Below are 25,063 nucleotides of genomic sequence, written 5' to 3'. Positions count from 1 at the left end.
GCCCGACAGAACCCTGTATGCCCCATATAAACAGGGGGGTGGAGGGAGGGGCGGGTTACTCTCCGCAGCCGCAGGAGCGGCGGACGACGAGGGCCGAAGGGAAGAGCTTGAGCCGCTCGCGGCGCGAGCCGGCGACGCGCAGTCCGTCGTCCAGGACCAGGTCCACCGCCGCGCGTGCCATCGCCGGGCGGTCCGAGGAGACCGTGGTCAGCGGCGGGTCCGTGAGCGCCGCCTCCTTCACGTCGTCGAAGCCCGCGACCGCCAGCTCCGTGGGCACCTCGATGCGCAGCTCGCGTGCCGCCCGCAAGACGCCGAAGGCCTGGTCGTCGGTGGAGCAGAAGATGGCCGGCGGCCTGTCCGGTCCCGCGAGCAGCTTCAGGGCCACCTGGTAGGCGTCGTAGCGGTTGTACGGGGCCTGGAACAACCGGCCCTCGATCGACAGGCCCGCCTCCAGCATGGCCTGGCGCCAGCCCTCCTCGTGGTCGGCGACGGGGTCGCCGACGGCCGGGGTGTTCGGGACGCCGCCCAGGCAGGCCACGTAGGCGTGGCCGTGCTCCAGGAGGTGCCGGACGGCGAGCTTGGCGCCGTCGATGTCGTCCGTCACGACGGCCACGTCGTCGATCGCCTCGGGCCGCTCGTGGAGCAGCACCACGCGCGCGTCCCAGGCCTCGATCTCGCTCGCGGCCTGCTCGCTCATGCCCTGGCTGACCAGGATCAGTCCGGAGACCCGCATCCCGAGGAAGGCCCGCAGGTAGTGGATCTCGCGTTCGGTGCGGTAGTCGGAGTTGCCGACGAGGACCATCTTCCCGCGCTCGGCGGCGGCCTGCTCGACCGCGTGCGCCAGCTCGGCGAAGAACGGCTGCCGGGCGTCCGGGACGATCATGCCTATGAGGTCCGTGCGCCGGGACGCCATCGCCTGGGCCACCCGGTCGGGGCGGTAGCCCAGCTCCTTGATGGCGGCGAGGACACGCTCGCGCGTGGCCGGGGCGACCGGCCGGGGTCCGTTGTTGATCACGTAGCTCACGACCGCGGTCGAAGTACCTGCCAGTCGAGCTACGTCATCCCGCGTCACCTTGGCCACGCGCGGCAGTCTACGCGGGGTGACCTACCTACCGGCAGGTCGCACTGTGGCGTCCGCCACGTTCCTGTCCTCCGAAGGAGTGGCGTCCCGGTCGGCCTCCTTGACACGGGCGGTACGGGCGGCCTCCGCCGACCGGGTGTCCTTCGCCCGGGCCTCCTCGGCCTGACGCTCGACCTTCTCCGGGGTGACGAAGCGGTAGCCGACGTTCCGCACGGTGCCGATCAGCGACTCGTGCTCGGGGCCCAGCTTCGCGCGCAGCCGGCGCACATGGACGTCGACCGTACGGGTGCCGCCGAAGTAGTCGTACCCCCACACCTCCTGGAGGAGCTGGGCACGCGTGAAGACCCGGCCCGGATGCTGGGCCAGGTACTTGAGCAGCTCGAACTCCTTGAAGGTCAGGTCCAGGACCCGGCCCTTGAGCTTCGCGCTGTACGTCGCCTCGTCGACCGACAGGTCGCCGTTGCGGATCTCCATGGGGGAGTCGTCGGAGACGATCTGCTGGCGGCCCATCGCGAGCCGCAGCCGCGCCTCGACCTCGGCCGGGCCGGCGGTGTCGAGGAGGACGTCGTCGATGCCCCAGTCGGCGGTGACGGCCGCGAGGCCGCCCTCCGTGACGACGAGGATCAGCGGACAGCCGGGCCCCGTGGAGCGGAGCAGCTGGCAGAGCGAGCGGACCTGGGGGAGGTCGCGCCGGCCGTCGACGAGGATCACGTCCGCGCCGGGGGTGTCCACGAGGGCCGGGCCCTCGGCCGGTGCCACCCGGACGTTGTGCAGCAGCAGGCCGAGGGCGGGCAGCACCTCGGTCGACGGCTGGAGGGCGTTGGTCAGGAGCAGCAGAGAGCTCATACCGCGCCACCTGCCATCGGTCGGACGTGGTGCTGCGTTCGCTCGCTCATAACGTCGGTTCCTCCTCGGTCCCTGCGAGGACGTGCACTGCTTCGTACAGATCACTGACGGCTCTCGCGCCCTGAGAGCTTTTGTTCACCTATCCGTAACAACGGTCGGAAAACGCAAAAGGACCCGGGGGCTGCGTCGCCCGGATCCTCTGCCCAGCAGAATAGCCCACATGAGTTCAGAGGGAGAGAGTTGATTTCACATGGTGGATGTCTCGTCGCTCACTTCCGTCCATCCCGCTGATCCGCGGCGTGTGATGTTGCGTACGGATGACGGTGTCCGTATCGAGGCGGTTTACGAACCCCCTGCGGCAAGTGTCACCGATACGGCGGTCACCGGTACGGCCGTGGTCGTCGCGCACGGCTTCACCGGATCGGCCGACCGGCCCGCCGTCCGCCGCGCCGCCCGCGCCTTCGCGGAGCGCGGCGCGGCCGTCGTGACCTTCTCCTTCCGCGGGCACGGCGGCTCCGGCGGCCGCTCCACGGTCGGCGACCGGGAGGTCCTCGACCTGTCCGCCGCCGTCCGCTGGGCCCGCGCGCTCGGCCACGCACGCGTGGTGACGGTCGGCTTCTCCATGGGCGGGTCCGTCGTCCTGCGCCACGCGGCCCTGGAGCGGGGCACGGAGGGCCGGGTGGACGCGGTGGCGGCCGTCTCCGCCCCCGCACGCTGGTACTACCGGGGTACGGCCCCGATGCGCCGCCTCCACTGGGTGGTCACCCGTCCCACGGGCCGGCTGGTCGGCCGTTACGGGCTGCGCACCCGGATCGACCGGCGCGCCTGGGACCCCGTACCCCTCTCGCCCGTCGAGGCCGTCCCGCTGATCGCGCCCGTCCCGCTGCTGATCGTGCACGGCGACCGGGACGCGTACTTCCCGCTCGACCACCCGCGCACGCTGGCCGCCGCCGGGGGCGGCTCCGCGGAGCTGTGGCTGGAGCGCGGGATGGGGCACGCCGAGAACGCGGCCGACGAGGAGCTGCTCGCGCGGCTGGGGGACTGGCTCACGCGCCGATAGCCCATCATGGGGGGCGGCGCGCACACGAACGAAGGGAGCGCCGCTATGGCAGCGGGAACCATCCGCTACTGGGCCGCGGCCAAGGCCGCCGCCGGTGTAGCCGAGGAGCCGTACACCGCCGAGACCCTGGCGGAGGCCCTGGACGCGGCCCGCGAGAGGCACCCCGGCGAGCTCGTCCGGGTCCTCCAGCGGTGCTCGTTCCTGATCGACGGCGACCCCGTCGGCACCCGGAGCCATGAGACCGTACGGCTTGCCGAGGGCGGCACGGTCGAGGTGCTCCCCCCGTTCGCAGGAGGGTGAACCCCAGAGCTTGGCTTCTCTCCTCCGAAGGGAGGAGATTCCTACGGCTTGCGTCGTGGGGTTTTCTGCTTCGTCGCCGACTGCCCGCCCGGAGTTCTCCGTTGAGGTCTGACACCGGCTCCACAGACAGAGACCGCCAGCCCGGCGGCCTTGAGGTTCTTCGCCGCGTTCACGTCCCGGTCGTGGGTCGTGCCGCAGCCTTCGCACTTCAAGGTGCGGACGCGCAGCGGCATGCTCTTGGCGAGTTTGCCGCAGTGGGAGCACAGTCTGGAGGAGGGGAAGAAGCGGTCGACCGCGATCACTTCCCGCCCGTACCAGGCGGCCTTGTACTCCAGCATGCTCCGGAACTCCGACCACGCCGCATCGCTGATGGCGCGGGCCAGGCTCCGGTTCTTGACCATGGTGCGCACACTCAGGTCCTCGATCACGAGCGTTTGGTTCTCACGCACGAGTCGAGTGGTCAGCTTGTGCAGCCCGTCACGCCGCCGATCGGCGATGCGGGCGTGGATCTTCGCGACCTTCCGCCGGGCCTTTCGACGGTTGGCGCCATCACCCGGAGCCTTGCGTACAAGGCTCCGCTGGGCCCTTGCCAGAGCGGCACGATCACGGCGCTCGTGCCGGGGATTGGAGACCTTCTCTCCCGTGGACAGGGTGAGGAGGTGATCCAGGCCTACGTCGATCCCGACCGCTGTGTCCGTTTCCGGGAGCGGTCGCACCGACGTGTCCTCGCACAGCATCGAAACGAACCAGCGCCCCGCTTCGTCCTGCGAGATGGTCACCGTCGAGGGCTCCGCCCCCTCCGGCAGCGGCCGGGACCAGATGATGTCCAGCGGCTCGGACATCTTGGCCAGCGTGAGTCGGCCCTCTCGGAACCGGAACGCGGACGTGGTGTACTCGGCGGACTTCCGAGACCTTTTCCGCGACTTGAAGCGCGGATACTTGGCCCGCTTGCCGAAGAAGTGTGCGAATGCTGTCTGCAGGTGCCGCAGCGCCTGCTGCAACGGCACCGAGGAGACCTCGTTCAGGTAGGCCAGCTCCTCGGTCTTCTTCCACGCCGTCAACAAGGCCGAGGTCTGGTTGTAATTGACCCGCTCCTGCCGCGCCCAGGCCTCCGTGCGGGCCGCGAGCGCCAGGTTGTAGACCTTCCGCACACACCCGAACGTGCGCGACAGCTCGGCCGCCTGCGCCTCCGTCGGATGGAAGCGGTACCTGAACGCCCGCTTCACGTTACTCTCGGTCACGATCACAAGTTAGTGTCACTATGTGTGAACTGCAAATCTGCTGGTCGGAGGAGCGCGGTTCGCCTCAACGGTGAATCGCGGCCCTTGGCCCCGCCCCACGGGAGCCCACTCCCTGCCCTCACCCGGGGTTATCCACGGAGGAATCAAAGATGAGCAACGGCCAGCAGTACGACCCGTACGCGAACGGGCAGCAGGGACCCGACGTCACGCAGACGTGGGAGGGCCAGACCTGGGACACCCAGTTCCAACCCGTCGTCCAGCGGCAGCAGCCGCCCGTGACGTACGAGGCGCCCTACCAGGATCCGTACGCGCAGCCCGCGTACGAGCCCTCCTACGACAACACCGCGTATCTGCCGCCGCAGGGCGCCGTGGCGTACGACCAGCACCGGCAGCCGTACGCGGCGGCTCCGGCTGCTCCCGTGGGGTACGACACGCCCGTACCGGAGCCCGTGGCCGCGCCCGCCGCCCCCGCCACGTCCGCGGGCTACTCCTCGCCGACCACCTCCGGGAACACCCGGATCACCGACGCCCAGCGCGCGCGTGCCGAGGGCCGTTCGCCCGTCATCGAGCCCGGGTTCCAGCCGGCGGTCCTGACCGCCGTCCTCAGCCTCCTCCTCGCCGGCGGGGCCGCCCTCGGCTCGTACGGACTGGTCGTCCCGCTCGTCCTGCTCCAGGGCCTCACCGCCGCCGGCTGGTTCCGGCTCAACGGCATGTGGCCGGCCCGGCAGGGAATCGCCCTCGCCTTCGCCGGCGGTCTCGTCGCGGACGCCGCCCTGCTCGCCACCGGCCGGGAGCACGCGGCCGCCGCGATCCTGGGCACGCTCGGCGCCTGGGTCCTGCTCTGTCTCGTCCTCCAGCTCCGCAGCCACGCCGACCCGGACGAGCGCATGTACGGCCTGATGGCCTCCATCGCCTCGGCCGCGCTGACGGTCGTCGCCGCCGGGCACCTCGGCGCCGACCCGGACACGGTCGTCGTCGGCGGGATCGCGGTCGCCGCGACCGTCGTCGCCCGGGCGCTCCCGCTGCCCGGCCCGGTCTCCCTGATCGTCGCGCTCCTCGCGGGCGCGGGCGCGGGGATCGCGGCCGGCGGCCTGAACGACCTGGGCACCTCCGGGGCGCTGGTCGGCCTCGCGGCCGGGGTCTGCGCGCTGGTCGGCCTGCGGGTCGCGAGCTACGACTACCCGTCGCGCTTCGTCCACATGACCGCGGGCATCGCGCTGCCGCTGACGGCCGCCGCGCCCGCCGTATACCTGCTGGGCCGCGCGCTGGGCTGAGCCCGCCGGCAGCGGCCAGGGAACCAACCGGCCCCCCGACACGTCGATCTTCGTGTCGGGGGGCCGAACACTTATCCAGACACGCAACTGTCTACCGGGGAGACGCACAACCCATGCGAGCACTGCGGATTCTGTTGATCCTGGCCGTCGTGCTGGGCGGGGTGCTCGTCGGGATCGACCGGCTCGCCGTGGCGTACGCCGAGTCGGAGGCGGCGAGCAGGGTGAAGCTCTCGGGGGCGTCGAGTGATTCCTTCGAGGTCGACATCAAGGGCTTCCCGTTCCTCACCCAGGTCGCGGACAAGCGGTTCGGCGAGGTCGACGTGGTGGCGAAGGGCGTCAAGGCGACGGCGGGCAGCAAGCAGATCAAGATCGCCGAGCTGACGGCCTCGCTCCGGGACGTGACCGTGACCGGCGACTGGGCGGGCGCGCGGGCGGGCTCGGCCTCCGGCACGGCCCTCATCTCGTACGCGGACCTCACGGCCGCCTCCGACCGGGAGGCGACCGTCGAGTACGGGGGCGACGGCAAGCTGAAGGTCACGGGCGGGGTCGAGATCATGGGCCGCACGCTGACCCGCTCGGTCCTGTCCACCGTGACCATCGTGAACGGCGACACGATCAAGGTCCGCGCGGACGAGGTGCCGGGCGAAGGCATCCCGGGCGTGGAGGAACTGGTCCGGAAGCGGACCGACTTCGAGCGGCCGATCGGTCTGATCGCCGGGATGAGGGTGGAGAAGGTCGAGGCGACCCCGCAGGGCCTCGCGGTCGCGGTCTCGGGCAAGGACATCGACCTGGCGGGCTGAGAGTCCTGGCGGGCTGAGACGGCCCCGGGAACGCCACAGGACCTCGCTCGGCAGGCTGCTGCCCCGCTCGACGGTCCGGTCGCCCCACGGTGGGCCGGTCGCCCCGCTCGACGGTCCGGTCGCCCCACTCGGGGGGGCCGGCCGTCCCGCTCGACGGTTCCGGCGCCCCGCTCGACGGGCCGCCGCCCCTCTCAGCGGTCCGGTCGCCCCTCCGGGGCGCCCCCGGCGCCCCCTCGCGCGCTCCGAAAACCGCACGGTGATCACATGTTGAGACACCCCCGTCCGATCCGCAGAAACCGAAGCGGACACTGCTGTACGGAGGCGTCCGGAGCCCACTCGTGCGGTGATCGCGTCTCGCATCTCGGACGATCGCGTCTCAAAATACGACACACCGGTGACACGGCCGCCTGTCCGTCCCTACGATCGAGGGCATGAAGCGACAGGCGGATCTCACGAAGCGGCGGGCAGTAGACCTGTGCCGCGTCGCCGCCATGCTCTGTCGTTCAGTCTGAGCGGGAGCGCCGACTCCCGTATTCCTCAGGCCCTTCGACCGCGGTCGGGGCCGACCTGTGCAGCCGTACGTACGTCCGTCGTACGCCACGCGACGACGCGTACCGCATCACGAACCCGCACCAACCGCACCACACCGCCGCACACTGCCCCGGAGGAGAACAGCATGGCTCGCAGCGACGTCCTGGTCGACGCGGACTGGGTCGAGGCCAACCTCGACAACCCGCAGGTCGCCATCGTCGAGGTCGACGAAGACACCTCGGCCTACGAGAAGAACCACATCCGCAACGCCATCCGGATCGACTGGACCCAGGACCTTCAGGACCCGGTCCGCCGTGACTTCATCGACCAGGAGGGCTTCGAGAAGCTCCTCTCGGCCAAGGGCATCGGGAACGACACCACGGTCGTCCTCTACGGCGGCAACAACAACTGGTTCGCCTCCTACGCCTACTGGTACTTCAAGCTCTACGGCCACCAGGACGTGAAGCTCCTCGACGGCGGCCGCAAGAAGTGGGAGCTCGACTCCCGCGACCTCGTCGACGGCTCCGAGATCCCGGCCCGCCCGGCCACCGAGTACAAGGCCCAGGCCCAGGACTCCTCGATCCGCGCCTTCCGCGACGACGTCGTGGCCGCGATCGGTGCCCAGAACCTGGTCGACGTCCGCTCGCCCGACGAGTTCTCCGGCAAGCTCCTCGCCCCGGCGCACCTCCCGCAGGAGCAGTCGCAGCGTCCCGGCCACGTGCCGAGCGCCCGCAACATCCCGTGGTCGAAGAACGCCAACGACGACGGCACCTTCAAGTCGGACGCCGAGCTCAAGGCCCTCTACGAGGACGAGCAGGTCGACCTGGCGAAGGACACCATCGCGTACTGCCGCATCGGTGAGCGCTCCGCGCTCACGTGGTTCGTCCTGCACGAGCTGCTCGAGGTCACGAACGTCAAGAACTACGACGGTTCGTGGACCGAGTACGGCTCCCTCGTGGGCGTGCCGATCGAGCTCGGCGCCAACAAGTAGTACCGGTCGCGCGACCCCCGATTCCTCTAGGACAGGACAGAGAACATGTGTGGAGCTCAGGTCGGCGGCCCCGACGTCAGCACGCTCAAGCCCGGTGAGACGGCCATCCAGGGCCAGGTGACCAAGGACGGCGAGCCCGTCACCGGTTACGTGCGCCTCCTCGACGGCTCCGGCGAGTTCACCGCCGAGGTCCCGACCTCGGCCACCGGCCAGTTCCGCTTCTACGCGGCGACCGGCGAGTGGACCCTGCGCGCCCTGGTTCCGGGCGCCCAGGCCGACCGCAAGGTCGTCGTCACCGAGGCCGGCAGCCTGACGGACGTGGCCATCGCGGTCTGATCCGCGAACGCGGTGACACACCGCACCCGAACGGCCGGAGGGCCGTGCCTCCTGGGGGGTTGGACGCCATCACCAGGACTTGAGGCACGGCCCTCCGGTCTGTTCTCTTCGCTGCGCCCTCTCGCCCTGCCCGGACGTACGCTGAAGGTGTGTACGCACGCCGTCGTCACGTCTACTTCTGGATGATGGGCGCCTGCCTGGTGCTTTTCGTGGGCGCCTGGGCCGTCGTGCGGCTCTTCTCGATGCCGGTGGCGATCGGGATGTGCGTCGTCGCCATGGTCATCCCGCCGGTCGCCGCGATGGTCGCGAACCGCCGGGGCCCGGAGGACCGCTGGTGGGACGACCCCTCCGGGGACCCGAAGTCGGACGAGTGGTGGGACGAACTCGACGGCAAGAAGCGCAGGTCCTAGGGGGCGGAGCGGTACCTGCCCGTCCTCAGTAGACGAGGGCCTGCGTCCCGTCGGCCATGGCCTCCTGGACGAAGACCTGCGCGCCCGCGATGCGGATGCCGTCCAGGACGTCCTCCTCCGTGATCTCGCGACGGGCCGCGCACTGCGTGCACAGCGTCACGCGGCCGGCCGCCAGGATCGAGTCGATCAGGTCCGGCAGGGGCGCGGCGTGCGGCAGCTCGAACTCGGCCGCGCGGCCCGGGAGGGCGAACCAGGAGGACTCGCCGGTCAGCCACAGCGACACCTCGACGCCGCTGGCGACGGCGACGGCGGCCACCGTGAAGGCCTGGGAGCAGCGTTCGGGGGCGTCGGCCCCTGCGGTCACCTTGATCACGAGCTTCTTCGCCATATGCCGAACTGTAATGCGCGGCGCTGCAACCCCCTGCGCCTCTGGTGTGTCAGTTGGGTGCGCGGGTGACGGAATCCGCGCTTCAGGTCTCGTGGGGGGACTTTTGAGCATCGAAGAAAGTGTCCAAAATCCGGATACGGCACCACCGCCGGAGCCGGAGTCCGGGTCGGAACCGTCTCTTCCGGTCTCCCGACGGGACGACGCGCAGGATGTGTCCCCGGACACACCGCCGACCGTACGACCGCGCCGCCGTGCCCTCCGTACGGTCGGGCTGATCGCCGTGGCCGCCGTCCTCGGCCTCGTCGGCGGCACCGCCACCGGCTACGGCATCCAGGCCGAGCGCGAACCGACGCCACTGCCCGCGCTGAACCAGCCGGATCTCGCCTACCCGAAGCCGCTCCCGAAGGGGCAGGAGCCCGAGCCGCTCTCCGCCGCAGAGGACCGTCAGGTGAAGGCGAACGGCGATCTGCGGAAGCTGCTCCTGCCGCGTCCGAAGGGTGCGCGGGCCGACGGCGTGGACGGATGGCAGTCGCTGCCGGAGTACGTCACGGACTTCACCCGTCCTGGCGGAGCGCTGGAGGAACAGCTCGAATCGGGCATCCGGCGCATCGCGACGCGCTCATGGCGGACGGGCGAGCTCAAGTCCGTCACGATCAACCTCATCCAGTACCGCCCCGGCTCGCTGATCGGCGCTCAGGACTACGTGGAGGGCCAGCAGCTCATCGCGACGCGCGAGCTCGGGGCCGGCGCCGAGGGTGTGGAGGTGAAGGGCTCGGGCAACGGCCGGTACTTCGTCTACCCGGTGCACCGCAGGGCGGGATACCTGGACTACCACCAGGCCCGGGCCTTCATCCAGCGCGGGGACATCGCGATCGAGATCCTCATGTCCGACCAACGGAAGATCGCCGAGAAGGAGATTCGTTCTCTGGCCGAGCGGCAGCTGGAGCGCCTGTGACCGACAAGACCGTGAACCGCAAACGCCGGATCCTGGCGAACGTGCTGACCGGGGTGCTGGTGCTCGGGGCCGTCGGCGGCGGTGTCGCGTACACCGCCGTCACCGTCGACGGCGCCGACCGGACCGCCCCCACCGTGGCCTGGGCGGATCCGACCGCGACCGCGACCCCGGCGGACCCCGCCGCCGGCTTCGACAGGGGCCGCGGCTCCACACCGCTGAGCAAGCTCCTGCTGCCCGTTCCGGACGGCTACGCGCTCGGGGCGGACATCGACGGGGAGGGCAACGACCACGAGGTCTCGGCCGAGGAGGCCGTCGCCGTCCTCAAGCGGACGAACAAGGGTTTCTACGGCAAGGAGCGCCGCGCGTACGAGAAGAGCATCGACAAGCTCGGCATCAAGGGCATGGCGATGCGCTCGTACGCCTCGCGGGACAACCTCCTCCACGTCGAGGTGTTCGTCCTGCGCATGAAGGACAAGAAGTCGGTCCGGCAGCTCTTCGAGACGCAGAAGGACCTGGCCGAGGTCCTCGACCTCGCCAAGGGGCCGAAGATCAAGGACCACGCGAAGAACACCGCCTGCTTCGTGCTGCCCGATCCCCCGAAGCCGACGGACCCCGAGGACGAGGAGCAGTGGGACGACCGGCTGAGGGGCCTGACCTGCTCGGCGTACGACGGCGAGGTCCTGGTCTCCGCTTCGTCGGCCGGAGCCGACGAACACCACAGGAGGGCCGTGGCGGACCTCCTGGAGAAGCAGCTCAGCCACATCGAGTCCCCGGGGGAGTACGTATGACCGAGCCGCTGACCGAGACGACGGCGCCGACTCCGGCCCCGGAGCCTCCCCTCCTCGCCCAGGCGCAGGAGGTCCCTTCCGCTGACCCGACCCCGACCGCCCCTGGTCGGACCCGCCGCGTCCTGTGGGCGATCGCCCGCTGGACGGCCGCCGTCGCCGTGTGCGGCGGCGTGGGAGCCGGTACGGCGATGGGGATCACCGCACTCGACCGGACCGAGGTGCCCGGTCTCGCGACCGAGAGCGACGGCCGCTGGGAGTACCCGAAGCTGCGGCTGCCCGCCCTCCCGGCGGACCGGCCGCGGCCCTTCACCGCGGGCAACGAGGCCGAGATCCACTACGCCGACGTGCGGCAGCTGCTGCTGCCCGCCCCCGCGGGCGCCACCGTCGACCCGAAGGTGAACGGCGGCTGGGTCTCCGAGGACGCCTTCCTCGCGGGGTACGGGGAGGAGCAGCGGGCACGGGTGAAGCAGGCCCTCGCCGACACGGCCCTGCGCCACGTCACGGGCCGTGCCTGGACGATGCCGGACGGCACGAGGACCAGCGTCCTCCTGCTGAAGTTCTCCTCCGTCGGCTACGCCGACCAGTTCAGGGGCGACGCCCTGAAGTCCGGCGAGACGGACGAGGCGCTGCCCGTCGGGGTGGCCGAGGGCGAGATCCTCGAAGGGGTGTCGGGAGACGTCCAGGTGCCGGACGTGACGGCGTACGCGTACGGGGAGAAGAAGCCGCACGGTCCGGAGGAGACCCGCTGGGCCCACATCTCGGCAGGCGACACGCTCGGGGTGGTCACCCAGACCCGGAAGGGCGGGGCGCTCACCGTGCCCTTCCGGCAGACCGTCGTCCTCCAGGCGCAGCTGCTCGGCTGAGCCCGGCCGTGACGCCGCGTTGCTAGACCCACCTCACAGAGTGGGCCGGGCCCCCGCCCACTAAGCTGGGGTCCGGCCCGTTACGCCTTCACCGCTCAGTCGAGGAGCACCCCGTGATCATTTTCTTCGAAGCTCTGCTGGCCCTGGTCTGTGTCGGCGTGCTCGCCTTCACCGGTCTGGCCGTGAAGAAGCTGTACCAGGGCCAGCGCTAACCACTTCTAGAGAACGCCAGAGCTGCTCATGATCGAGATCCCGTCCGACCTCAACCCGGACCTCGTCCCCCTCGCGTTCCTGCTCGGTACGTGGGAGGGCGCGGGCGTCTCCGACTTCCCCGGCGCCGAGAAGTGCAACTTCGGCCAGTCCGTGACCTTCAGCCACGACGGCCGGGACTTCATCGAGTACCACTCGCACTCCTGGGTCCTCGACAACGACGGCAACAAGGTCCGTCCGCTGGAGAGCGAGAGCGGCTACTGGCGCATCGACAAGAACCGTCAGGTCGAGGTCGTCATGGTCCGTGACCAGGGCATCGTCGAGATCTGGTACGGCGAGCTCGCCGACCAGAAGCCGCAGATCGACCTCGCGACGGACGCCGTCGCCCGGACCGAGGCCGCCGACCCGTACAGCGGTGGCAAGCGCCTCTACGGCTACGTCAAGAGCGACCTCATGTGGGTCGGCGAGAAGGCGACCCCCGAGGTCCCGCTCCGCCCCTACATGTCGGCGCACCTGAAGAAGGTCGTGACGCCCGAGGAGGTCGCGGAGATGGCCCGTAACCTCGGCGACCTGCCGGACGACGGCATCGCCTTCTTCCGCTAGACCGGTCATCGCTCTCAGGGCGACCCCACGCCTTCCTCCTCCGGGCCCACCGACTGTCGATCGGTGGGCCCGGAGTGGCGTCGGGAGGGGCCATGGCATCGGGGCTGTGGACCGGTGACCGGACGGCCGGTTCGGTCCGGGGCCGTGACTCCTACACTGGGAGGCGTGGTGACCACCGACAGCACCGACTGGAAGAGCGATCTGCGGCAGCGCGGCTACCGGCTGACCCCGCAGCGCCAGCTTGTCCTGGAGGCCGTGGACAGGCTGGAGCACGCAACCCCGGACGGCATCCTCGCGGAGGTCCGCAAGACGGCCTCCGGAGTGAACATCTCCACCGTGTACCGGACCCTGGAGCTCCTGGAGGAGCTCGGTCTTGTGAGCCACGCGCACCTGGGGCACGGGGCCCCGACGTACCACCTCGCCGACCGGCACCACCACCTGCACCTGGTCTGCCGTGACTGCTCCGAGGTCATCGAGGCGGACGTCGAGGTGGCGGCCGACTTCACCGGGAAGCTCCGCGAGACCTTCGGCTTCGAGACGGACATGAAGCACTTCGCGATCTTCGGCCGGTGCGCCGAGTGCGTACGGAAGGCCGCGGACGCCGGGGGCGCCTCGGGCGCCGGGGTCACCGGGGCCACTGGGGCGGCCGGGGTCACCGGGGCCACTGGGGCGGCCGGGGTTACCGGAGCGGCCGGGACGGCCGCGGCCACCGGGACGTAAGGTCCGGCTCGGCGAGTCGTAGGCTGGCTCCTATGAAGAGCCCCCTGCTGTCCCTGCCCGGCGCCGTCGCCGCCGAAGGCCGCGACGAAGGCGTCGCCGCCCACTACGGCGATCTGTTCCGCGAGCAGCGCGCCCTCGCCGACGGCTCCGGTTTCGTCGACCTCTCCCACCGGGGTGTCGTCGCCGTCACGGGTGACGACCGGCTGAGCTGGCTGCACCTGCTCGTCACCCAGCACATGACGGACCTGGCGCCCGGGCGGGCGACCGAGGCGCTCATCCTCTCCGCGAACGGGCACATCGAGCACGCCCTCTACCTCGTCGACGACGGCGAGACCGTGTGGGCGCACGTCGAGCCGGGGACGCGGGACGAGCTCATCGCGTACCTGGAGTCGATGAAGTTCTTCTACCGCGTCGAGGTGGCCGACCGTACGGACGACATCGCCGTCGTCCACCTCCCGGCCGGCTCCATCGCCGAGGTCCCCGAAGGCGCCGTCGTACGGGAGACCCCGCACGGCCGCGACCTGTTCCTGGCCCGCGCCGACCTGGAGTCCTTCGCGGCCTCGCACGGCCCGGCCGCCGGCGTCCTCGCGTACGAGGCGCTGCGCGTCGAGGGTCACCGGCCGCGGCTCGGCTTCGAGACCGACCACCGGACCATCCCGCACGAGGTCGGCCTCATCGGCAGCGCCGTCCACCTCCAGAAGGGCTGCTACCGGGGCCAGGAGACCGTCGCCCGCGTGCAGAACCTGGGGAAGCCGCCGCGCCGCCTGGTCTTCCTGCACCTGGACGGCAGCGAGGTGCTGCTGCCCGCGCACGGCGCGCCGGTCCGGCTGGCCGCCGACGGCGAGGAGGGCCGGCAGCTCGGTTTCGTGACGAGCGCCGTCCGCCACTACGAGCTGGGCCCGATCGCCCTGGCCCTGGTGAAGCGGAACGTCCCGGTGGACGCGCCGCTGCTCGCCGGGAACACGGCGGCCGCGCAGGAGACGGTCGTCGAGCCGTAGGTGCTCGGACGTCCGGCAGTGCTCGGGCGTCCGACGGTGCTCAGACGTCCAGCAGTACGGTGAACGGGCCGTGGTTCGTGAGCGAGACGCGCATGTCCGCTCCGAAGCGGCCCGTCTCCACGTGCGCCCCCAGCTTCCGCAGCTGCGCGACGACCTCGTCGACGAGGGGCTCGGCGACCGGGCCGGGGGCCGCGGCGTTCCAGGTGGGGCGGCGGCCCTTGCGGGCGTCTCCGTAGAGGGTGAACTGGGAGATGACGAGCAGCGGCGCGTTCACGTCGGAGCACGACTTCTCGTCGTCGAGCACCCGGACGGACCAGAGCTTTCTGGCCAATTGGGCCGCCTTCTCGGGGGTGTCGTCATGGGTCACGCCGACCAGGACGCACAGCCCCTCGCCGACGATCTCTCCGACGGTCTCCCCTGCGACGACGACGCTCGCGCCGTCCACTCTCTGCACCACAGCTCGCATGCGTCCCAACGTACCGGCCGGGAACAGTAAGGGGCCGAACGGGTGCAGAGCGCCTGCACGTGCCCGGGTGGGAGTGGCACGATGCCTGTCAGGCGGTGCGGCTCCGCACCGGTCGAGGGGACGATTCTCATGAGTGCACCTGGCACCGGGCCGACACCGTCCGGCCCCGTACCGCTGTTCCGAGCCGGAAGCGTGGGGCGAAGCCCCGGCGGAGGCGTGGGCGGCAGCCCGATCACATCGCGCCCACCCGTGCAGCGGAGCGCGGAGTCCGCCCTCGCGGACCGGGCGCGGCCGGACCTCGGCGCGCTGCGGCTGCCCGAACTGCGCGCGCTGCGGCGCGAGGCGCAGAGCGACGAGGCCGACCTGAGTTACGTACGGCGGATGCTCCAGGGGCGCATCGACATCCTGCGGGCCGAGCTGGCGCGGCGGACCGATCCGGAGGCCCCGGTCCTCGACCGGCTCTCCGAGATCCTCGCGGACGTGCCCTCGCGGCACCGCAGCTCGGCCCGGCACGTGACGATGTCGACCCCGCGCGGCGACGAGTACCGGCGGCTGGCGGCCGAGATGCTGTCGGAGGTCGAGCTGTCGGACCTCACGGCCCGCACGGACGAGGAGCTGCACACGGCGATGGGGCGGCTCGCGGGGTACGAGCAGCAGATCTCGCGCCGCCGGCAGCACCTCCAGCGGACCGCGGACGACTGCAGCGGCGAGATCGCCCGCCGCTACCGCGAGGGCGAGGCGCAGGTCGACGACCTGCTGGCCTGAGGGATGCGGCCTGAGGGATACGGCCTGGGGGAGGCAGCCTCCGGGAGGCGGTGGGACACCCGACCCCATCAGGCCGGGTCGCCGGGCGGGCCCCCGACCCTGAGGGGCCGCCGGGCTGCGGCCCCGAAACCCGGGTGCGGTCGTGGGGCGGTGCTGCGTAGGGTCGGGGGATGAGTGTCGACGTGCGCGCGGTGACGGAATCCGACTTCCCCGGCTGGCTCCTCGCCCTGAAGACGGGGTTCCTCCGACCGCCCCGCGTCACCGACGAACTGGTCGCCGACCGCCTCGCGAACGTGGACCTCCCCCGGACGCAGGGTGCCTTCGACCGCGACCGGATCGTCGCCACCTTCCGGTCGTTCCGGCAGGAGGTCAGCACGGTCGGCGGCGGCAGCCTCACCGCCGACGCCGTCACCCAGGTCACCGTCTCCCCGACGCACCGGCGTCAGGGGCTGCTCAGCCGCATGATGGCCACCGACCTCACCGCCGCGAAGGAGCGGGGCGACGCGATCGCCACGCTGATCGCCGCCGAGTACCCGATCTACGGGCGGTACGGCTTCGGCCCGGCGAGCTGGACCACCGAGTGGAGCGTGGACGTACGGCGGGCCGGCCTCGACCCGCGGCGCACGGGACGCCCGGAGGGCGGGGGCCGGATCGACCTGGCCGACGGCGAGGAGATCCGCAAGATCGGCCCCGAGGTGTACCGCAGGCTCGCCGGGGTCCGCGCCGGGGTCACCGACCGCACCACGCGCGGCTGGGAGAAGGGCACCGGTCTCGGGTACCAGCTCGACCCGTGGACGGAGCCGTTCTACGCGGTCTACCGCTCCGACTCCGGTGAGGTGGAGGGGTACGTCGCCTACACCGCCGACGACAAGTGGGACGACGCCAAGCAGCCCGTGAACACCGCGTCCGTACGGGACCTGATCGCCGTCACCCCGGCCGCCGAGCGCGCCCTCTGGCAGTACGTCTGCTCGATCGACTGGATCACCACGGTCCGCTCCGGCTACCGGGCGCCCGACGAGATGCTGCCGCTGCTCCTTCCGGACCCGCGGGCGGCGAAGACGCTGACCTACGTGGACATGCTGTGGGTCCGGGTCCTGGACGTGGTCAAGGTCCTGGAGAGCCGGACGTATCCGGTGGAGGGCAGCCTCGTCCTCGACCTGCGGGACACGGCCGGCCTGTCGGGCGGGCGCTACCGCCTCGACGCCTCCCCGGCGGGCGCGAGCTGCGTCCGTACCACCAGCGACTCCGTCGATCTCGCCTTCGACATAGCGGAGTTGGGGACGCTGGCCTTCGGTGACGAGTCGGCCGTACGACTCGCCCGCCTCGGCCGCGTGGACGAGATCACCCCGGGCGCCGCGGCCCGCGCCGACCTGTTGTTCCGTACGCCGCTGCGGCCGTTCTCGCCCGACATCTTCTGAGTCCGCGGCTCACCCGGGCGGTGTCGCGGCCGGCACCGGTGCGCGTGGAGGAGCTTCCGGAGCTTCCGGAGTGTCCGGTGTTGGTGCCTGTGCCTGTGCCTGTGCCGGTGCCGGTGTCGGTGTCTGTGCCTGTGCCTGTGCCTGTGTCGGTGCCGGGGCCGGGGCGCCGTACAGCGCGGTGAGTTCGGCGCCGATGCGGGCGAGGGCCGTGCGGGTCTCCGGGGGGTCGAGGAGCTCCACCCGGGCTCCCAGGCCCGCCAGTTGCGCGGCGATCACCTCGGGGGTGGGGCCGTCGATCTCGACGGGGGTCCAGCCGTCCGGGGCAGGGTGCCCGTACCGTATCCGCGCGCCGAGGAGGCCTTCGAGGAGCGGTTCGGTGCCGGGGGCCGCCCGGCCCCGTACCGTCGCGGCGACCATGCGGTCCTCCATGCGGGCGGCGAGCGTGCGCCAGGCGGTGGGCAGGTCGAAGCCCTCCGGGCGTACGGCGGGGGCGCCGGTCTCGGTCGCCGAGGTGACCCGGTCGACGCGGAAGGTGCGCAGGCCGCGGTCGGTGTCCGCGACGAGGTAGCGGGTGCCGGACTTCGTGGCGATCCCCAGGGGGTGGACGGTCCGCTCGCTCGGTGCGCGGCCGGGGCGGGCGTAGCCGATGCGCAGCTCGCGCTCCTCGATCACGGCCCTTTGGAGGGGCGCCAGTTGGGTTTCCTCCGCGTCGGCGCCCGTCCAGTCGGTGCCGTCGGAGGTCCCGGCGCGGGCGGCGGCCTCGGCGCCCTCGCGGAGGGGTGCGGGGAGGGCCCGTACGAGCTTGCGCAGGGCGGTGCGGGTTCGCGGGTCCGTGCTCGCGGCGGCGGTGTCCGGGCCGGTGAGAAGGAACAGGGCGCGGACCTCGGGGGCGGTGAGGCCGGTCAGGTCGGTGCGGGCGCCGCCGACCAGGGACCAGCCGCCGCCCTGGCCGGCCTGCGAATAGACCGGGACCCCGGCGCTCGCGAGCGCTTCGAGGTCCCGGCGGGCGGTCCGTTCGGACACGTCCAGTTCGGCGGCGAGTTCGGCGGCGGTGATGCGTTGCCTGGTCTGGAGGAAGAGCAGGGCGGCGACGAGTCGGTCGGCTCTCATGCGGCCATTGTCATCCTGGGGGTCTGCTCGGAGTCCGGGGTGGTGGTGTCGGTGGTGGTGCCGGTGGTGGTGTCGGTGGTGCCGGTGGTGGTGTCGGTGGTCGGGCCGGTGGTGGTGTCGGTGGTCGGGGTCTTGGCCGGGCGCAGGACCGTGAAGGCGACCGCCAGGGCGGCGAGGACGAGCGCGGTGCCGACGGCGAAGGCCAGGTGGTAGCCGCCGGTCAGGGCCTCGGCGGTGGTTCGGCCGGCCGCCGTGAGCGACTCGGTGCGGGAGGCGGCGAGGGTGGAGAGGACCGCGATGCCGAGGGCCATGCCGATCTGCTGGGTGGTGTTGAAGAGGCCGGAGGCGAGGCCCGCGTCCTTCTCCTCGGCGCCGGACATGGCGAGCGAGGTGAGCGCGGGGAGCGCGAGGCCGAAGCCGGCGGCGAGCAGCATCACGGGGAGCAGGTCGGTGGTGTAGTCGGCGTCGACGGGGAGGCGGGTCAGCAGGCCGAGGACGCCGACGAGCAGGAGGAGGCCGGTGAGGAGGATGTTCCGCTCGCCGAAGCGGGCGATGAGCCGGGCCGAGACGCCGAGGGAGACGACACCGATGACGGCGGCGGCGGGCAGCATCGCGAGGCCGGTCTCGGCGGCGCCGTAGCCGCGGACCTTCTGGAGGTAGAGGGCGACGAGGATCTGGAAGGAGAAGAGCGCGGCGACCATCAGCATCTGGACCAGGTTGGCGCCGGAGACGCTGCGCGAGCGGAGGATCCGCAGGGGCATGAGCGGGGTGGCGGCCTTCGTCTGGCGGACGAGGAAGCCGGCCAGGAGGGCGACGGCGAGGGCGCCGAGGCCGAGGGTGTGCGCCGAACCGGCCCCGTACTCCTCGATGGTGACGACCGCGTAGATCCCGGTCATCAGGCCGGAGGTGACGAGCAGCGCGCCGAGGACGTCCGCGCCGGCCTTGAGGCCGAGGCCACGGTCGGCGGGCAGGGCGGGGAGGGCGAGGAGGAGGGCGGCGACGCCGATGGGGAGGTTGATGAAGAAGATCCAGTTCCAGGCGAGGGCGTCGGTGAGGACTCCGCCCAGGACCTGGCCGAGGGAGGCGCCGGCGGCGCCGGTGAAGCTGAACACGGCGATGGCCTTGGCGCGTTCGCGGGGTTCGGCGAAGAGGGTGACGAGGATGCCGAGGCTGACGGCCGCGGACATCGCGCTGCCGACGCCCTGGAGGAAGCGGGCGGCGATCAGGACCTCGGGGGAGGCGGCGGCGCCGGCGAGGAGCGAGGCGGCGGTGAAGAGGCCTGTGCCGAGGAGGAACATCCGCTTGCGGCCGATGAGGTCGCCGAGGCGGCCGGCGAGGAGGAGGAGCGAGCCGAAGGCGATGAGGTAGGCGTTGACGACCCAGCTGAGGGCGACGGGGGTGAAGCCGAGGTCGCTTTGGATCGCGGGCATCGCGACGGTGACGATGCTGCCGTCGAGGACGGTCATCAGCATGCTCGTGGCGAGGACGCCGAGGGCGAGGTGTCGGGAGGTGCTGGGGCGGGTGGCGGCAGGCGTGGACATGGCTCTCTCTCCTGTTCGGTGGAGGCAACAGGAGAGACGTTAGCAGATGGTTTTGTTGCGGACTATTTTTTACGGGAGGACTTGTGCGGTCCTTCCGCGGTCAGCCGCGCTGGCGCGCCCGGCGGGCGGTCCTCGGGCTCTCGACGGGGGTCTCCAGGTGGCCGGTGGCCAGGCGGTTCAGGGCGCGCAGCAGGGCCTCGCGCTCCTCGTCGGGCAGCGAGCCGAGGGTCTTCTCGTGGACCCCGTCGACGATCTTCTGGCTCTCCTGGGCGACCTTCGCCCCCTCCGCGGTCACGGCGATGATGCGCGCCCGCCGGTCGGTGCTCGACGGCTGCCGCTCGGCGAGCCCGGCCTTCTCCAGTGCGTCGACGGTCACGACCATCGTGGTCTTGTCCATGTCCCCGATCTCGGCGAGCTGCGCCTGCGTGCGCTCCTCCTCCAGGGCGTGCACGAGGACGCAGTGCATGCGAGGCGTGAGCCCGATCTCCCCGAGCTCGGCCGTCATGCGGGTGCGCAGGACGTGGCTGGTGTGGTCGAGGAGGTAGGAGAGGTCGGGCTCGGTGCGGGTGGGCGCCATGGCTGTCATGTCTGCCAGGGTAACCAAACTCGATCCGTGGCGGATTGTAAGGAAGTGGATGAGTTCGGGCCGGGGCAGACCGGACGTGGGTCGCCGCGCGGCACCCGACCCGGCCTGGTGAGCGCTGCTCACGCGGTCCGGGCCGGGTGGGTGGCGCTCAGACACCGGTCGTGCCGTCGATGCGTTCGCGGAGGAGGTCGGCGTGACCGTTGTGGCGGGCGTACTCCTCGATCATGTGGATGAGGACCCAGCGCAGGGAGACCGTTCCGCGCCAGGCGTCGTGGGCCGAGACGTCGAGGTCGGGGGCCTCCGCCGCGAAGCGTTCGGCGAAGTCCACGGCCGCGCGCCAGGCGTCCCAGGCCGCCGTGACGGCCGCCGGGTCGGAGGTCGCTCCGTCGAAGTCCCCGTCCGGGTCGGCGGGGGAGGAGAAGAGCGGGGTCGCGTCGGCCTGTCCGGCGAGGATCTCGCGGAACCAGTGGCGTTCGACGTCGGCGAGGTGGCGGACCAGGCCGAGGAGGGAGAGCGTGGACGGCTCGACGGCACGGTGGGCCAGGTCGTTAGTGATGCCCGCGCACTTCAGGACCAGCGTCGCGCGCTGGTCCGCCAGGAAGCCGGCGAGCATCTGCCGCTCGTCCCCGGTCGCGGGACGGGTGAAGCGGCGAGGCCCCGCGTGCGCCGCCTCTTCGAGGACGTCCGCGCGCCGCCGAGGGCCCGCCGCTTCCGGTGAATGCGTCTCAACTGTCAAGTGATCCCTCCCTGTTGACCTCCCGGCACGCTTGCACGCGGGGGCTCGGGGAGGGAAGCGGTCAGCCCTTGCGCGGCTGGGAGAAGCGGAGCATGTTGCCCGCCGGGTCACGGAAGGCGCAGTCGCGGACGCCGTACGGCTGGTCGACCGGTTCCTGCAGCACCTCGCCGCCGGCCGCCCTGACGTGCTCGAAGGTGGCGTCGACGTCGTCCGTGGAGAAGATCACGCCGCGCAGCATGCCCTTGGCGAGCAGTTCCGCCATGGCCTGGCGGTCGGCGGCGGACGCGTTGGGGTCGGCCAGCGGGGGTTCGAGGACGATCTCCACGTCCGGCTGCGCGGGCGAACCGACGGTCACCCAGCGCATCCCCTCGAACCCGACGTCGTTGCGGACCTCCAGGCCGAGGGCGTCGCGGTAGAAGGTGAGCGCCTTGTCGTGGTCGTCGACGGCGATGAAGCACTGCGAGAGTCTGACGTTGTTCATGGCTTCGACGCTACGGCGGCGGTCCGGAATCCGCTTCTCCGATCGTGACCGCTTGCGGCGCCGGAAGTGCTCAGAGGTTCGTGCTCAGTCGTTCCTGGTCGGGCGGGTGAGGACCTTCGCCACGCAGGCCGGGATCACCGCACCCGCCTCGTGGCACCGGGCCCGGTAGGCGCTCGGGCTCTCGCCCACCAGCTCCGTGAACCGCGAGCTGAAGGAGCCGAGCGAGGTGCAGCCGACCGCGAAGCAGACCTCGGTCACGCTCAGGTCGCCCCGCCGCAGCAGCGCCTTCGCCCGCTCGACGCGCCGGGTCATCAGGTAGCTGTACGGCGTCTCCCCGTACGCCGCCCGGAAGCTGCGGGAGAAGTGCCCGGCCGACATGAGCGCGACCCTGGCCAGCGCCGGCACGTCGAGCGGCAGCGCGTAGTCGCGATCCATCACGTCCCGCGCCCGCCGCAACCGCACCAGGTCCTCCAGCTTCACGCTCCCAGCATCGCACGTGTGACTGAGCACGATGGTTGTCACATGGGAGTCCTCCCGACGTCGGCTCTCACGACGGCGTGAGCGGGATTGTTGTCACTGGAAGTGCAGGATTCTTGTCACGCTGAGATCGTTTGCGGTCTTGTTGTCACCAGTACCGAAGATCGCCTACGGCGTACGCCGGGCTTCGCTTCCCTGGAGTCGTGGCGGACGTTCAAGGATCTGGCAGGCTGCCCGCCCGGACCGCTGACGGTGCGGCGCATGAGCCCTTGTGGTCGCATTCGTGTAGGTGGGAAGACCTGCTCGTGCCGGTCTCCCTCGGCTCGGGGCGTCATACGCTCGACCTGGACGAGGGCTGGACGCGACAGTGGACGGCTACCTGGCGGTACGCCGGGGGCGAGGTCACAAGCGCGGTGGCTGATCTGCCAGCCGTTCCGGTCACCAAGCTGGGGCCGATGCGGGGCTTCACCTGGCGGCGCGATCAGCGCCATCGTCCCGGCCTTGAGTACATGGTCAGTACCGGCCGCCTGCATGGCTTCGAGAGCCTGGAGGAAGCCGGGCTGCTGCTGGTTCTGGATTTCGCCGGCGATGTGGTCGAGGTCCTCTCACAGCCGCTTCGGCTGAAGTTCCGTACCGTCGACGGATGGCGCAGGCACACCCCCGACTTCCTTGTAGTAAGCCGCCTGGGCATCTGGTTGATCGACGTCCGCCCTGCTGATCTGATCGGTGATGAGGACCGAGAGTCCTTCGCCGCGGCGGCTGAGGCGGCGTTGGCCTGCGGCTGGCAATACACGGTGGCTGCGCGGTGGAAGCCGTACGTGCTGATGGCGGTGGAAGAGATGTCGGCCAGGCGTCGGCCGCTCGCGGACCCGCTGGGTGTCAGGCCGGGCCTGCTCGCCGGATCCGGTGCGGCGATGACCTTCGGGGAGATTGCGGCGGGAAGTGCGTTCGAGCCGGTCGCACGTGCCCAGCTGCTGCACCTGCTGTGGCACCGCCGCGTCGGCATCGATCTGGGCCGGCCTCTCGGGGATCGCTCCACAGTTGTCCTCGGATCGGAGTCGTCGTGAGTACCGCTCGCGCGCTGGACCTGTCCGTCGGGGCCGGGCTGGTGCTCGATGACGTCGAATGGATCGTCGAGCGGCGTGAACCGCATCTCGGGCGGGTCCAGTTGGTGGGGCCCGACGGTTCAAGGCAGCACCTGACGTTCCGCTTCCTGGTAAATCACCAGCGCTGCCGTCCTTCGTCCCGGACGTCGGGCTCGGGGGCGGGCCGTGGTCGGCAGCCTGCTTCGGCGGGGGACTTGAAGCCGGACAGGCGTCGGCTGGCCGAGCTGCGCGTGGCTCATCTGCTGGAAGTGAAGACGGGGTTCCGCAGTGGTGACCCGCTGATGCCGGGGCCGGGGGAGCCGAAGCCCGAGTACGACCCGGAGACGACCACGCTGACCGAGCGGCGCTTGGCGAAGGTCGCCGAACTCAAGGCCATGACCCGTGAGGAAGCGAAGCTGCTCGGCCTCGCGGAGGTGGGCTACCGCACGCTGATCCGTTGGGAGATGAACCGCAGCCGCTTCGGTCTGATCGGCTGCGCGGACGACCGATGGCTGCGGGAGAGCGGCGGGCATCCGAGCGTCAGTGAGGAGGTCCGGGAGGCGATCTTCGCGGTGCGGGCGGAGACGCTGCACCGCTCCCGGGTGGACGGCCGCACCCGCGAGGCCATGATCCACCAGTACGTACGGGAGACCTTCGGCCGAGACACCGCGGTCCCGGGCTATCACACCCTGCTGAGGGTCTGGAAGGAGTGGTTCGGCCCGGGCGGGGCACGTCAGCGCTATGAGCGCTCGGCCCAGCTGCCCACCAAGGCAGGTCATGTGGTGGTCCACCGCCCCGGGCAGGTGGTGGCGCTGGACAGCACGGTGCTGCCCGTCATGGTCCGGGAGGGAGTGTTCGGCGATCCGGTGAAGGTCCACCTGACTCTCGCCATGGATGTCTACACGCACTCGCTGTGCGCTTTTCGCCTCACCCTGGTCTCCGACACCTCGGTGGACGTGGCGATGCTGCTGCGGGACGTGATGCTGCCGCTGCCGATGCGGGCAGACTGGGGCGAGGACATGGAGTGGCCCTATCCCGGGCTGCCTGCTGCCGCGGTCGCCGAGTTCGCCGGCTACGAGGTCGCCGGGTTGCCGTTCTTCGCCCCGGAGACCGTGACCACCGACCACGGGTCGGTCTACCGCAATCACCATCTTGTCGACGTCCAGCGGGTGCTCGGCTGCAACATCCTCCCCTCCAGGGTCCTGCGTCCCACGGACAAGCAGGTGGTGGAGAGGGCCTTCGGCAGCATCCGGTCTCTGCTGTTCGAGCATCTCCTGGGCTACACCGGGGTTGATGTCGCCGATCGCGGGGCCGACCCAGAAGGCGACGCGACGTGGACCATCGAGCAGATGGAGCACGTGATCGCGACGTGGATCGTGAAGGTGTGGCAACAGCGCCGTCTGGGCGAGTACGCGCCGAGTTGGGACCCGGGTGGCGACCACAGCCCGAACTCGCTCTTCGCGGCCTCGTTCGCCCAGGGCGGCTTCGCGATGGAGATCCCCTCGCCCGAGCTCTACTACCAGCTGCTGCCTCAGCACTCGGTGACGAAGATCCACGGCCGTCGCGGAGTGAAATCCGTGGGCTCTGGTACGACGGCCCGGCTCTGGATCGCTACCGTGACCAGCGGTCCACCCGCGGCGGCAGACGCAAAGGGCAGTGGATCGTCCACCGCGAGCCCCGTGACCGCCGCACCGTGTTCTTCCAGGACCCGCTCACCCACGCATGGCACCCGCTGCGCTGGACCGGACTCCCGTCGGAGGGCAGGACGCCGGCCTTCGGCGACGCACGGGTGCGCGACCTCTTGCAGCGGGCACAGAAGGCGGGGCTGAAACCGAGGTCGGACGCCGAACTCCTGCCGCTTCTCCTCGACATGATCGGCCTGCACACACCGGTCGCGCACTGGCCGACGCGCCTGAAGAAGTCCCAGCGCACCGAATACGCCCGCGACGTCATCCAGGCCAACACCGCTGCCGCCGACCGTCCGGCTCCGCGGGCCGAGCAGG

Annotated in this window: 29 protein-coding genes; 18 read left to right on the top strand and 11 right to left on the bottom strand. The window is 71.1% G+C overall.

The features are described from left to right. Positions 1 to 55: 55 nt before the first annotated feature. Positions 56 to 1,081 (bottom strand): LacI family DNA-binding transcriptional regulator, encoded by a 1,026-nt coding sequence (locus IE124_RS10505; protein ID WP_189507128.1) that lies wholly within the window; start codon positions 1,079 to 1,081, stop codon positions 56 to 58. Positions 1,082 to 1,105: 24 nt separating this feature from the next. Further along, positions 1,106 to 1,927, bottom strand: coding sequence for a response regulator transcription factor (locus IE124_RS10500; RefSeq protein ID WP_189507127.1), 822 nt, complete (start codon positions 1,925 to 1,927; stop codon positions 1,106 to 1,108). A 304-nt stretch (positions 1,928 to 2,231) separates the two neighbouring features. Here IE124_RS10500 and IE124_RS10495 point away from each other — a divergent pair, with 304 nt between their 5' ends. Continuing rightward, a complete protein-coding gene (locus IE124_RS10495) occupies positions 2,232 to 2,987 on the top strand; it encodes an alpha/beta hydrolase (RefSeq protein WP_306432389.1) in 756 nt (251 codons plus the stop codon). A 45-nt stretch (positions 2,988 to 3,032) separates the two neighbouring features. After that, complete coding sequence (locus tag IE124_RS10490; protein ID WP_189507125.1) at positions 3,033 to 3,287, top strand: MoaD/ThiS family protein; 255 nt, start codon at positions 3,033 to 3,035, stop codon at positions 3,285 to 3,287. A gap of 41 nt (positions 3,288 to 3,328) precedes the next feature. On the opposite strand, the gene IE124_RS10485 is transcribed toward IE124_RS10490, so the two are convergent. Further along, positions 3,329 to 4,528: an RNA-guided endonuclease InsQ/TnpB family protein gene (locus tag IE124_RS10485; protein WP_189507124.1), complete on the bottom strand. Its 1,200-nt coding sequence runs from the start codon at positions 4,526 to 4,528 to the stop codon at positions 3,329 to 3,331. 149 nt (positions 4,529 to 4,677) lie between these two features. Here IE124_RS10485 and IE124_RS10480 point away from each other — a divergent pair, with 149 nt between their 5' ends. The 6 genes from IE124_RS10480 (at position 4,678) to IE124_RS10460 (ending at position 8,870) form a co-directional block, all read left to right on the top strand. Next, on the top strand, positions 4,678 to 5,802 hold the full coding sequence (locus tag IE124_RS10480) for a hypothetical protein (protein ID WP_189507123.1): 1,125 nt from the start codon (positions 4,678 to 4,680) through the stop codon (positions 5,800 to 5,802). A 113-nt stretch (positions 5,803 to 5,915) separates the two neighbouring features. Next, a complete protein-coding gene (locus tag IE124_RS10475) occupies positions 5,916 to 6,602 on the top strand; it encodes an LmeA family phospholipid-binding protein (RefSeq protein ID WP_189507120.1) in 687 nt (228 codons plus the stop codon). Between the two features lie 431 nt (positions 6,603 to 7,033). Beyond that, positions 7,034 to 7,114, top strand: a complete 81-nt coding sequence (locus tag IE124_RS35615) for a putative leader peptide (protein WP_350497993.1) — start codon at positions 7,034 to 7,036, stop codon at positions 7,112 to 7,114. Between the two features lie 164 nt (positions 7,115 to 7,278). Further along, the gene (locus tag IE124_RS10470) at positions 7,279 to 8,124 is read left to right on the top strand and encodes a sulfurtransferase (RefSeq protein WP_189507118.1); all 846 of its coding nucleotides are present in this window, start codon (positions 7,279 to 7,281) and stop codon (positions 8,122 to 8,124) included. Between the two features lie 45 nt (positions 8,125 to 8,169). Beyond that, positions 8,170 to 8,460: a DUF1416 domain-containing protein gene (locus IE124_RS10465; protein WP_030693674.1), complete on the top strand. Its 291-nt coding sequence runs from the start codon at positions 8,170 to 8,172 to the stop codon at positions 8,458 to 8,460. A gap of 149 nt (positions 8,461 to 8,609) precedes the next feature. Next, positions 8,610 to 8,870, top strand: coding sequence for a DUF3099 domain-containing protein (locus tag IE124_RS10460; protein WP_189507116.1), 261 nt, complete (start codon positions 8,610 to 8,612; stop codon positions 8,868 to 8,870). A gap of 25 nt (positions 8,871 to 8,895) precedes the next feature. On the opposite strand, the gene IE124_RS10455 is transcribed toward IE124_RS10460, so the two are convergent. Then, complete coding sequence (locus tag IE124_RS10455; protein WP_189507114.1) at positions 8,896 to 9,258, bottom strand: DsrE family protein; 363 nt, start codon at positions 9,256 to 9,258, stop codon at positions 8,896 to 8,898. A gap of 211 nt (positions 9,259 to 9,469) precedes the next feature. On the opposite strand from IE124_RS10455, the gene IE124_RS10450 reads away from it, so the two are divergent. From IE124_RS10450 to ygfZ, 6 genes are all read left to right on the top strand, one after another. Further along, positions 9,470 to 10,213: a hypothetical protein gene (locus IE124_RS10450; RefSeq protein ID WP_229832330.1), complete on the top strand. Its 744-nt coding sequence runs from the start codon at positions 9,470 to 9,472 to the stop codon at positions 10,211 to 10,213. After that, entirely contained in the window at positions 10,210 to 11,001 is a 792-nt protein-coding gene (locus tag IE124_RS10445) for a hypothetical protein (protein ID WP_189507110.1), read from the top strand. The genes IE124_RS10450 and IE124_RS10445 overlap by 4 nt, the downstream gene beginning before the upstream one ends. Continuing rightward, positions 10,998 to 11,864 (top strand): hypothetical protein, encoded by an 867-nt coding sequence (locus IE124_RS10440; RefSeq protein ID WP_189507108.1) that lies wholly within the window; start codon positions 10,998 to 11,000, stop codon positions 11,862 to 11,864. Before IE124_RS10445 ends, IE124_RS10440 begins: the two co-directional genes overlap by 4 nt. Before the next feature lie 240 nt (positions 11,865 to 12,104). Continuing rightward, positions 12,105 to 12,677, top strand: coding sequence for a heme-binding beta-barrel domain-containing protein (locus IE124_RS10435; RefSeq protein ID WP_189507106.1), 573 nt, complete (start codon positions 12,105 to 12,107; stop codon positions 12,675 to 12,677). Positions 12,678 to 12,842: 165 nt separating this feature from the next. Beyond that, a complete protein-coding gene (locus IE124_RS10430; protein ID WP_229832327.1) occupies positions 12,843 to 13,397 on the top strand; it encodes a Fur family transcriptional regulator in 555 nt (184 codons plus the stop codon). A 32-nt stretch (positions 13,398 to 13,429) separates the two neighbouring features. Then, entirely contained in the window at positions 13,430 to 14,395 is a 966-nt protein-coding gene (ygfZ, locus tag IE124_RS10425; RefSeq protein ID WP_189507104.1) for a CAF17-like 4Fe-4S cluster assembly/insertion protein YgfZ, read from the top strand. A 40-nt stretch (positions 14,396 to 14,435) separates the two neighbouring features. On the opposite strand, the gene dtd is transcribed toward ygfZ, so the two are convergent. Beyond that, positions 14,436 to 14,861, bottom strand: coding sequence for a D-aminoacyl-tRNA deacylase (dtd, locus tag IE124_RS10420; RefSeq protein ID WP_189507102.1), 426 nt, complete (start codon positions 14,859 to 14,861; stop codon positions 14,436 to 14,438). 129 nt (positions 14,862 to 14,990) lie between these two features. On the opposite strand from dtd, the gene IE124_RS10415 reads away from it, so the two are divergent. Together IE124_RS10415 and IE124_RS10410 are read left to right on the top strand one after the other, a co-directional pair. Continuing rightward, the gene (locus IE124_RS10415) at positions 14,991 to 15,626 is read left to right on the top strand and encodes an RsiG family protein (protein WP_189507100.1); all 636 of its coding nucleotides are present in this window, start codon (positions 14,991 to 14,993) and stop codon (positions 15,624 to 15,626) included. A gap of 170 nt (positions 15,627 to 15,796) precedes the next feature. Then, positions 15,797 to 17,044 (top strand): GNAT family N-acetyltransferase, encoded by a 1,248-nt coding sequence (locus IE124_RS10410; RefSeq protein ID WP_189507098.1) that lies wholly within the window; start codon positions 15,797 to 15,799, stop codon positions 17,042 to 17,044. 9 nt (positions 17,045 to 17,053) lie between these two features. On the opposite strand, the gene IE124_RS10405 is transcribed toward IE124_RS10410, so the two are convergent. The 6 genes from IE124_RS10405 to IE124_RS10380 form a co-directional block, all read right to left on the bottom strand. Further along, complete coding sequence (locus IE124_RS10405; protein WP_189507096.1) at positions 17,054 to 18,154, bottom strand: helix-turn-helix transcriptional regulator; 1,101 nt, start codon at positions 18,152 to 18,154, stop codon at positions 17,054 to 17,056. Beyond that, entirely contained in the window at positions 18,151 to 19,695 is a 1,545-nt protein-coding gene (locus IE124_RS10400; protein ID WP_189507094.1) for an MFS transporter, read from the bottom strand. Before IE124_RS10400 ends, IE124_RS10405 begins: the two co-directional genes overlap by 4 nt. A 100-nt stretch (positions 19,696 to 19,795) precedes the next feature. Beyond that, on the bottom strand, positions 19,796 to 20,281 hold the full coding sequence (locus IE124_RS10395) for a MarR family winged helix-turn-helix transcriptional regulator (RefSeq protein ID WP_189507092.1): 486 nt from the start codon (positions 20,279 to 20,281) through the stop codon (positions 19,796 to 19,798). Between the two features lie 148 nt (positions 20,282 to 20,429). Beyond that, positions 20,430 to 20,894 (bottom strand): DinB family protein, encoded by a 465-nt coding sequence (locus tag IE124_RS10390; RefSeq protein ID WP_189507243.1) that lies wholly within the window; start codon positions 20,892 to 20,894, stop codon positions 20,430 to 20,432. A 184-nt stretch (positions 20,895 to 21,078) separates the two neighbouring features. Next, entirely contained in the window at positions 21,079 to 21,498 is a 420-nt protein-coding gene (locus IE124_RS10385) for a VOC family protein (protein ID WP_189507090.1), read from the bottom strand. 84 nt (positions 21,499 to 21,582) lie between these two features. Beyond that, positions 21,583 to 21,978 (bottom strand): helix-turn-helix transcriptional regulator, encoded by a 396-nt coding sequence (locus IE124_RS10380; RefSeq protein WP_189507088.1) that lies wholly within the window; start codon positions 21,976 to 21,978, stop codon positions 21,583 to 21,585. Between the two features lie 302 nt (positions 21,979 to 22,280). Here IE124_RS10380 and IE124_RS10375 point away from each other — a divergent pair, with 302 nt between their 5' ends. Beyond that, entirely contained in the window at positions 22,281 to 23,042 is a 762-nt protein-coding gene (locus IE124_RS10375; RefSeq protein ID WP_189507086.1) for a TnsA-like heteromeric transposase endonuclease subunit, read from the top strand. Between the two features lie 233 nt (positions 23,043 to 23,275). Then, a complete protein-coding gene (locus tag IE124_RS10370; RefSeq protein WP_306432388.1) occupies positions 23,276 to 24,889 on the top strand; it encodes a hypothetical protein in 1,614 nt (537 codons plus the stop codon). Positions 24,890 to 25,063 lie beyond the last annotated feature (174 nt).

The organism is Streptomyces narbonensis (assembly GCF_014649015.1).
Lineage (GTDB): Bacteria > Actinomycetota > Actinomycetes > Streptomycetales > Streptomycetaceae > Streptomyces > Streptomyces narbonensis.
The sequence above is the reverse complement of the archived record's forward strand: the minus strand, read 5'-3'. Positions and strand labels throughout refer to the sequence as shown.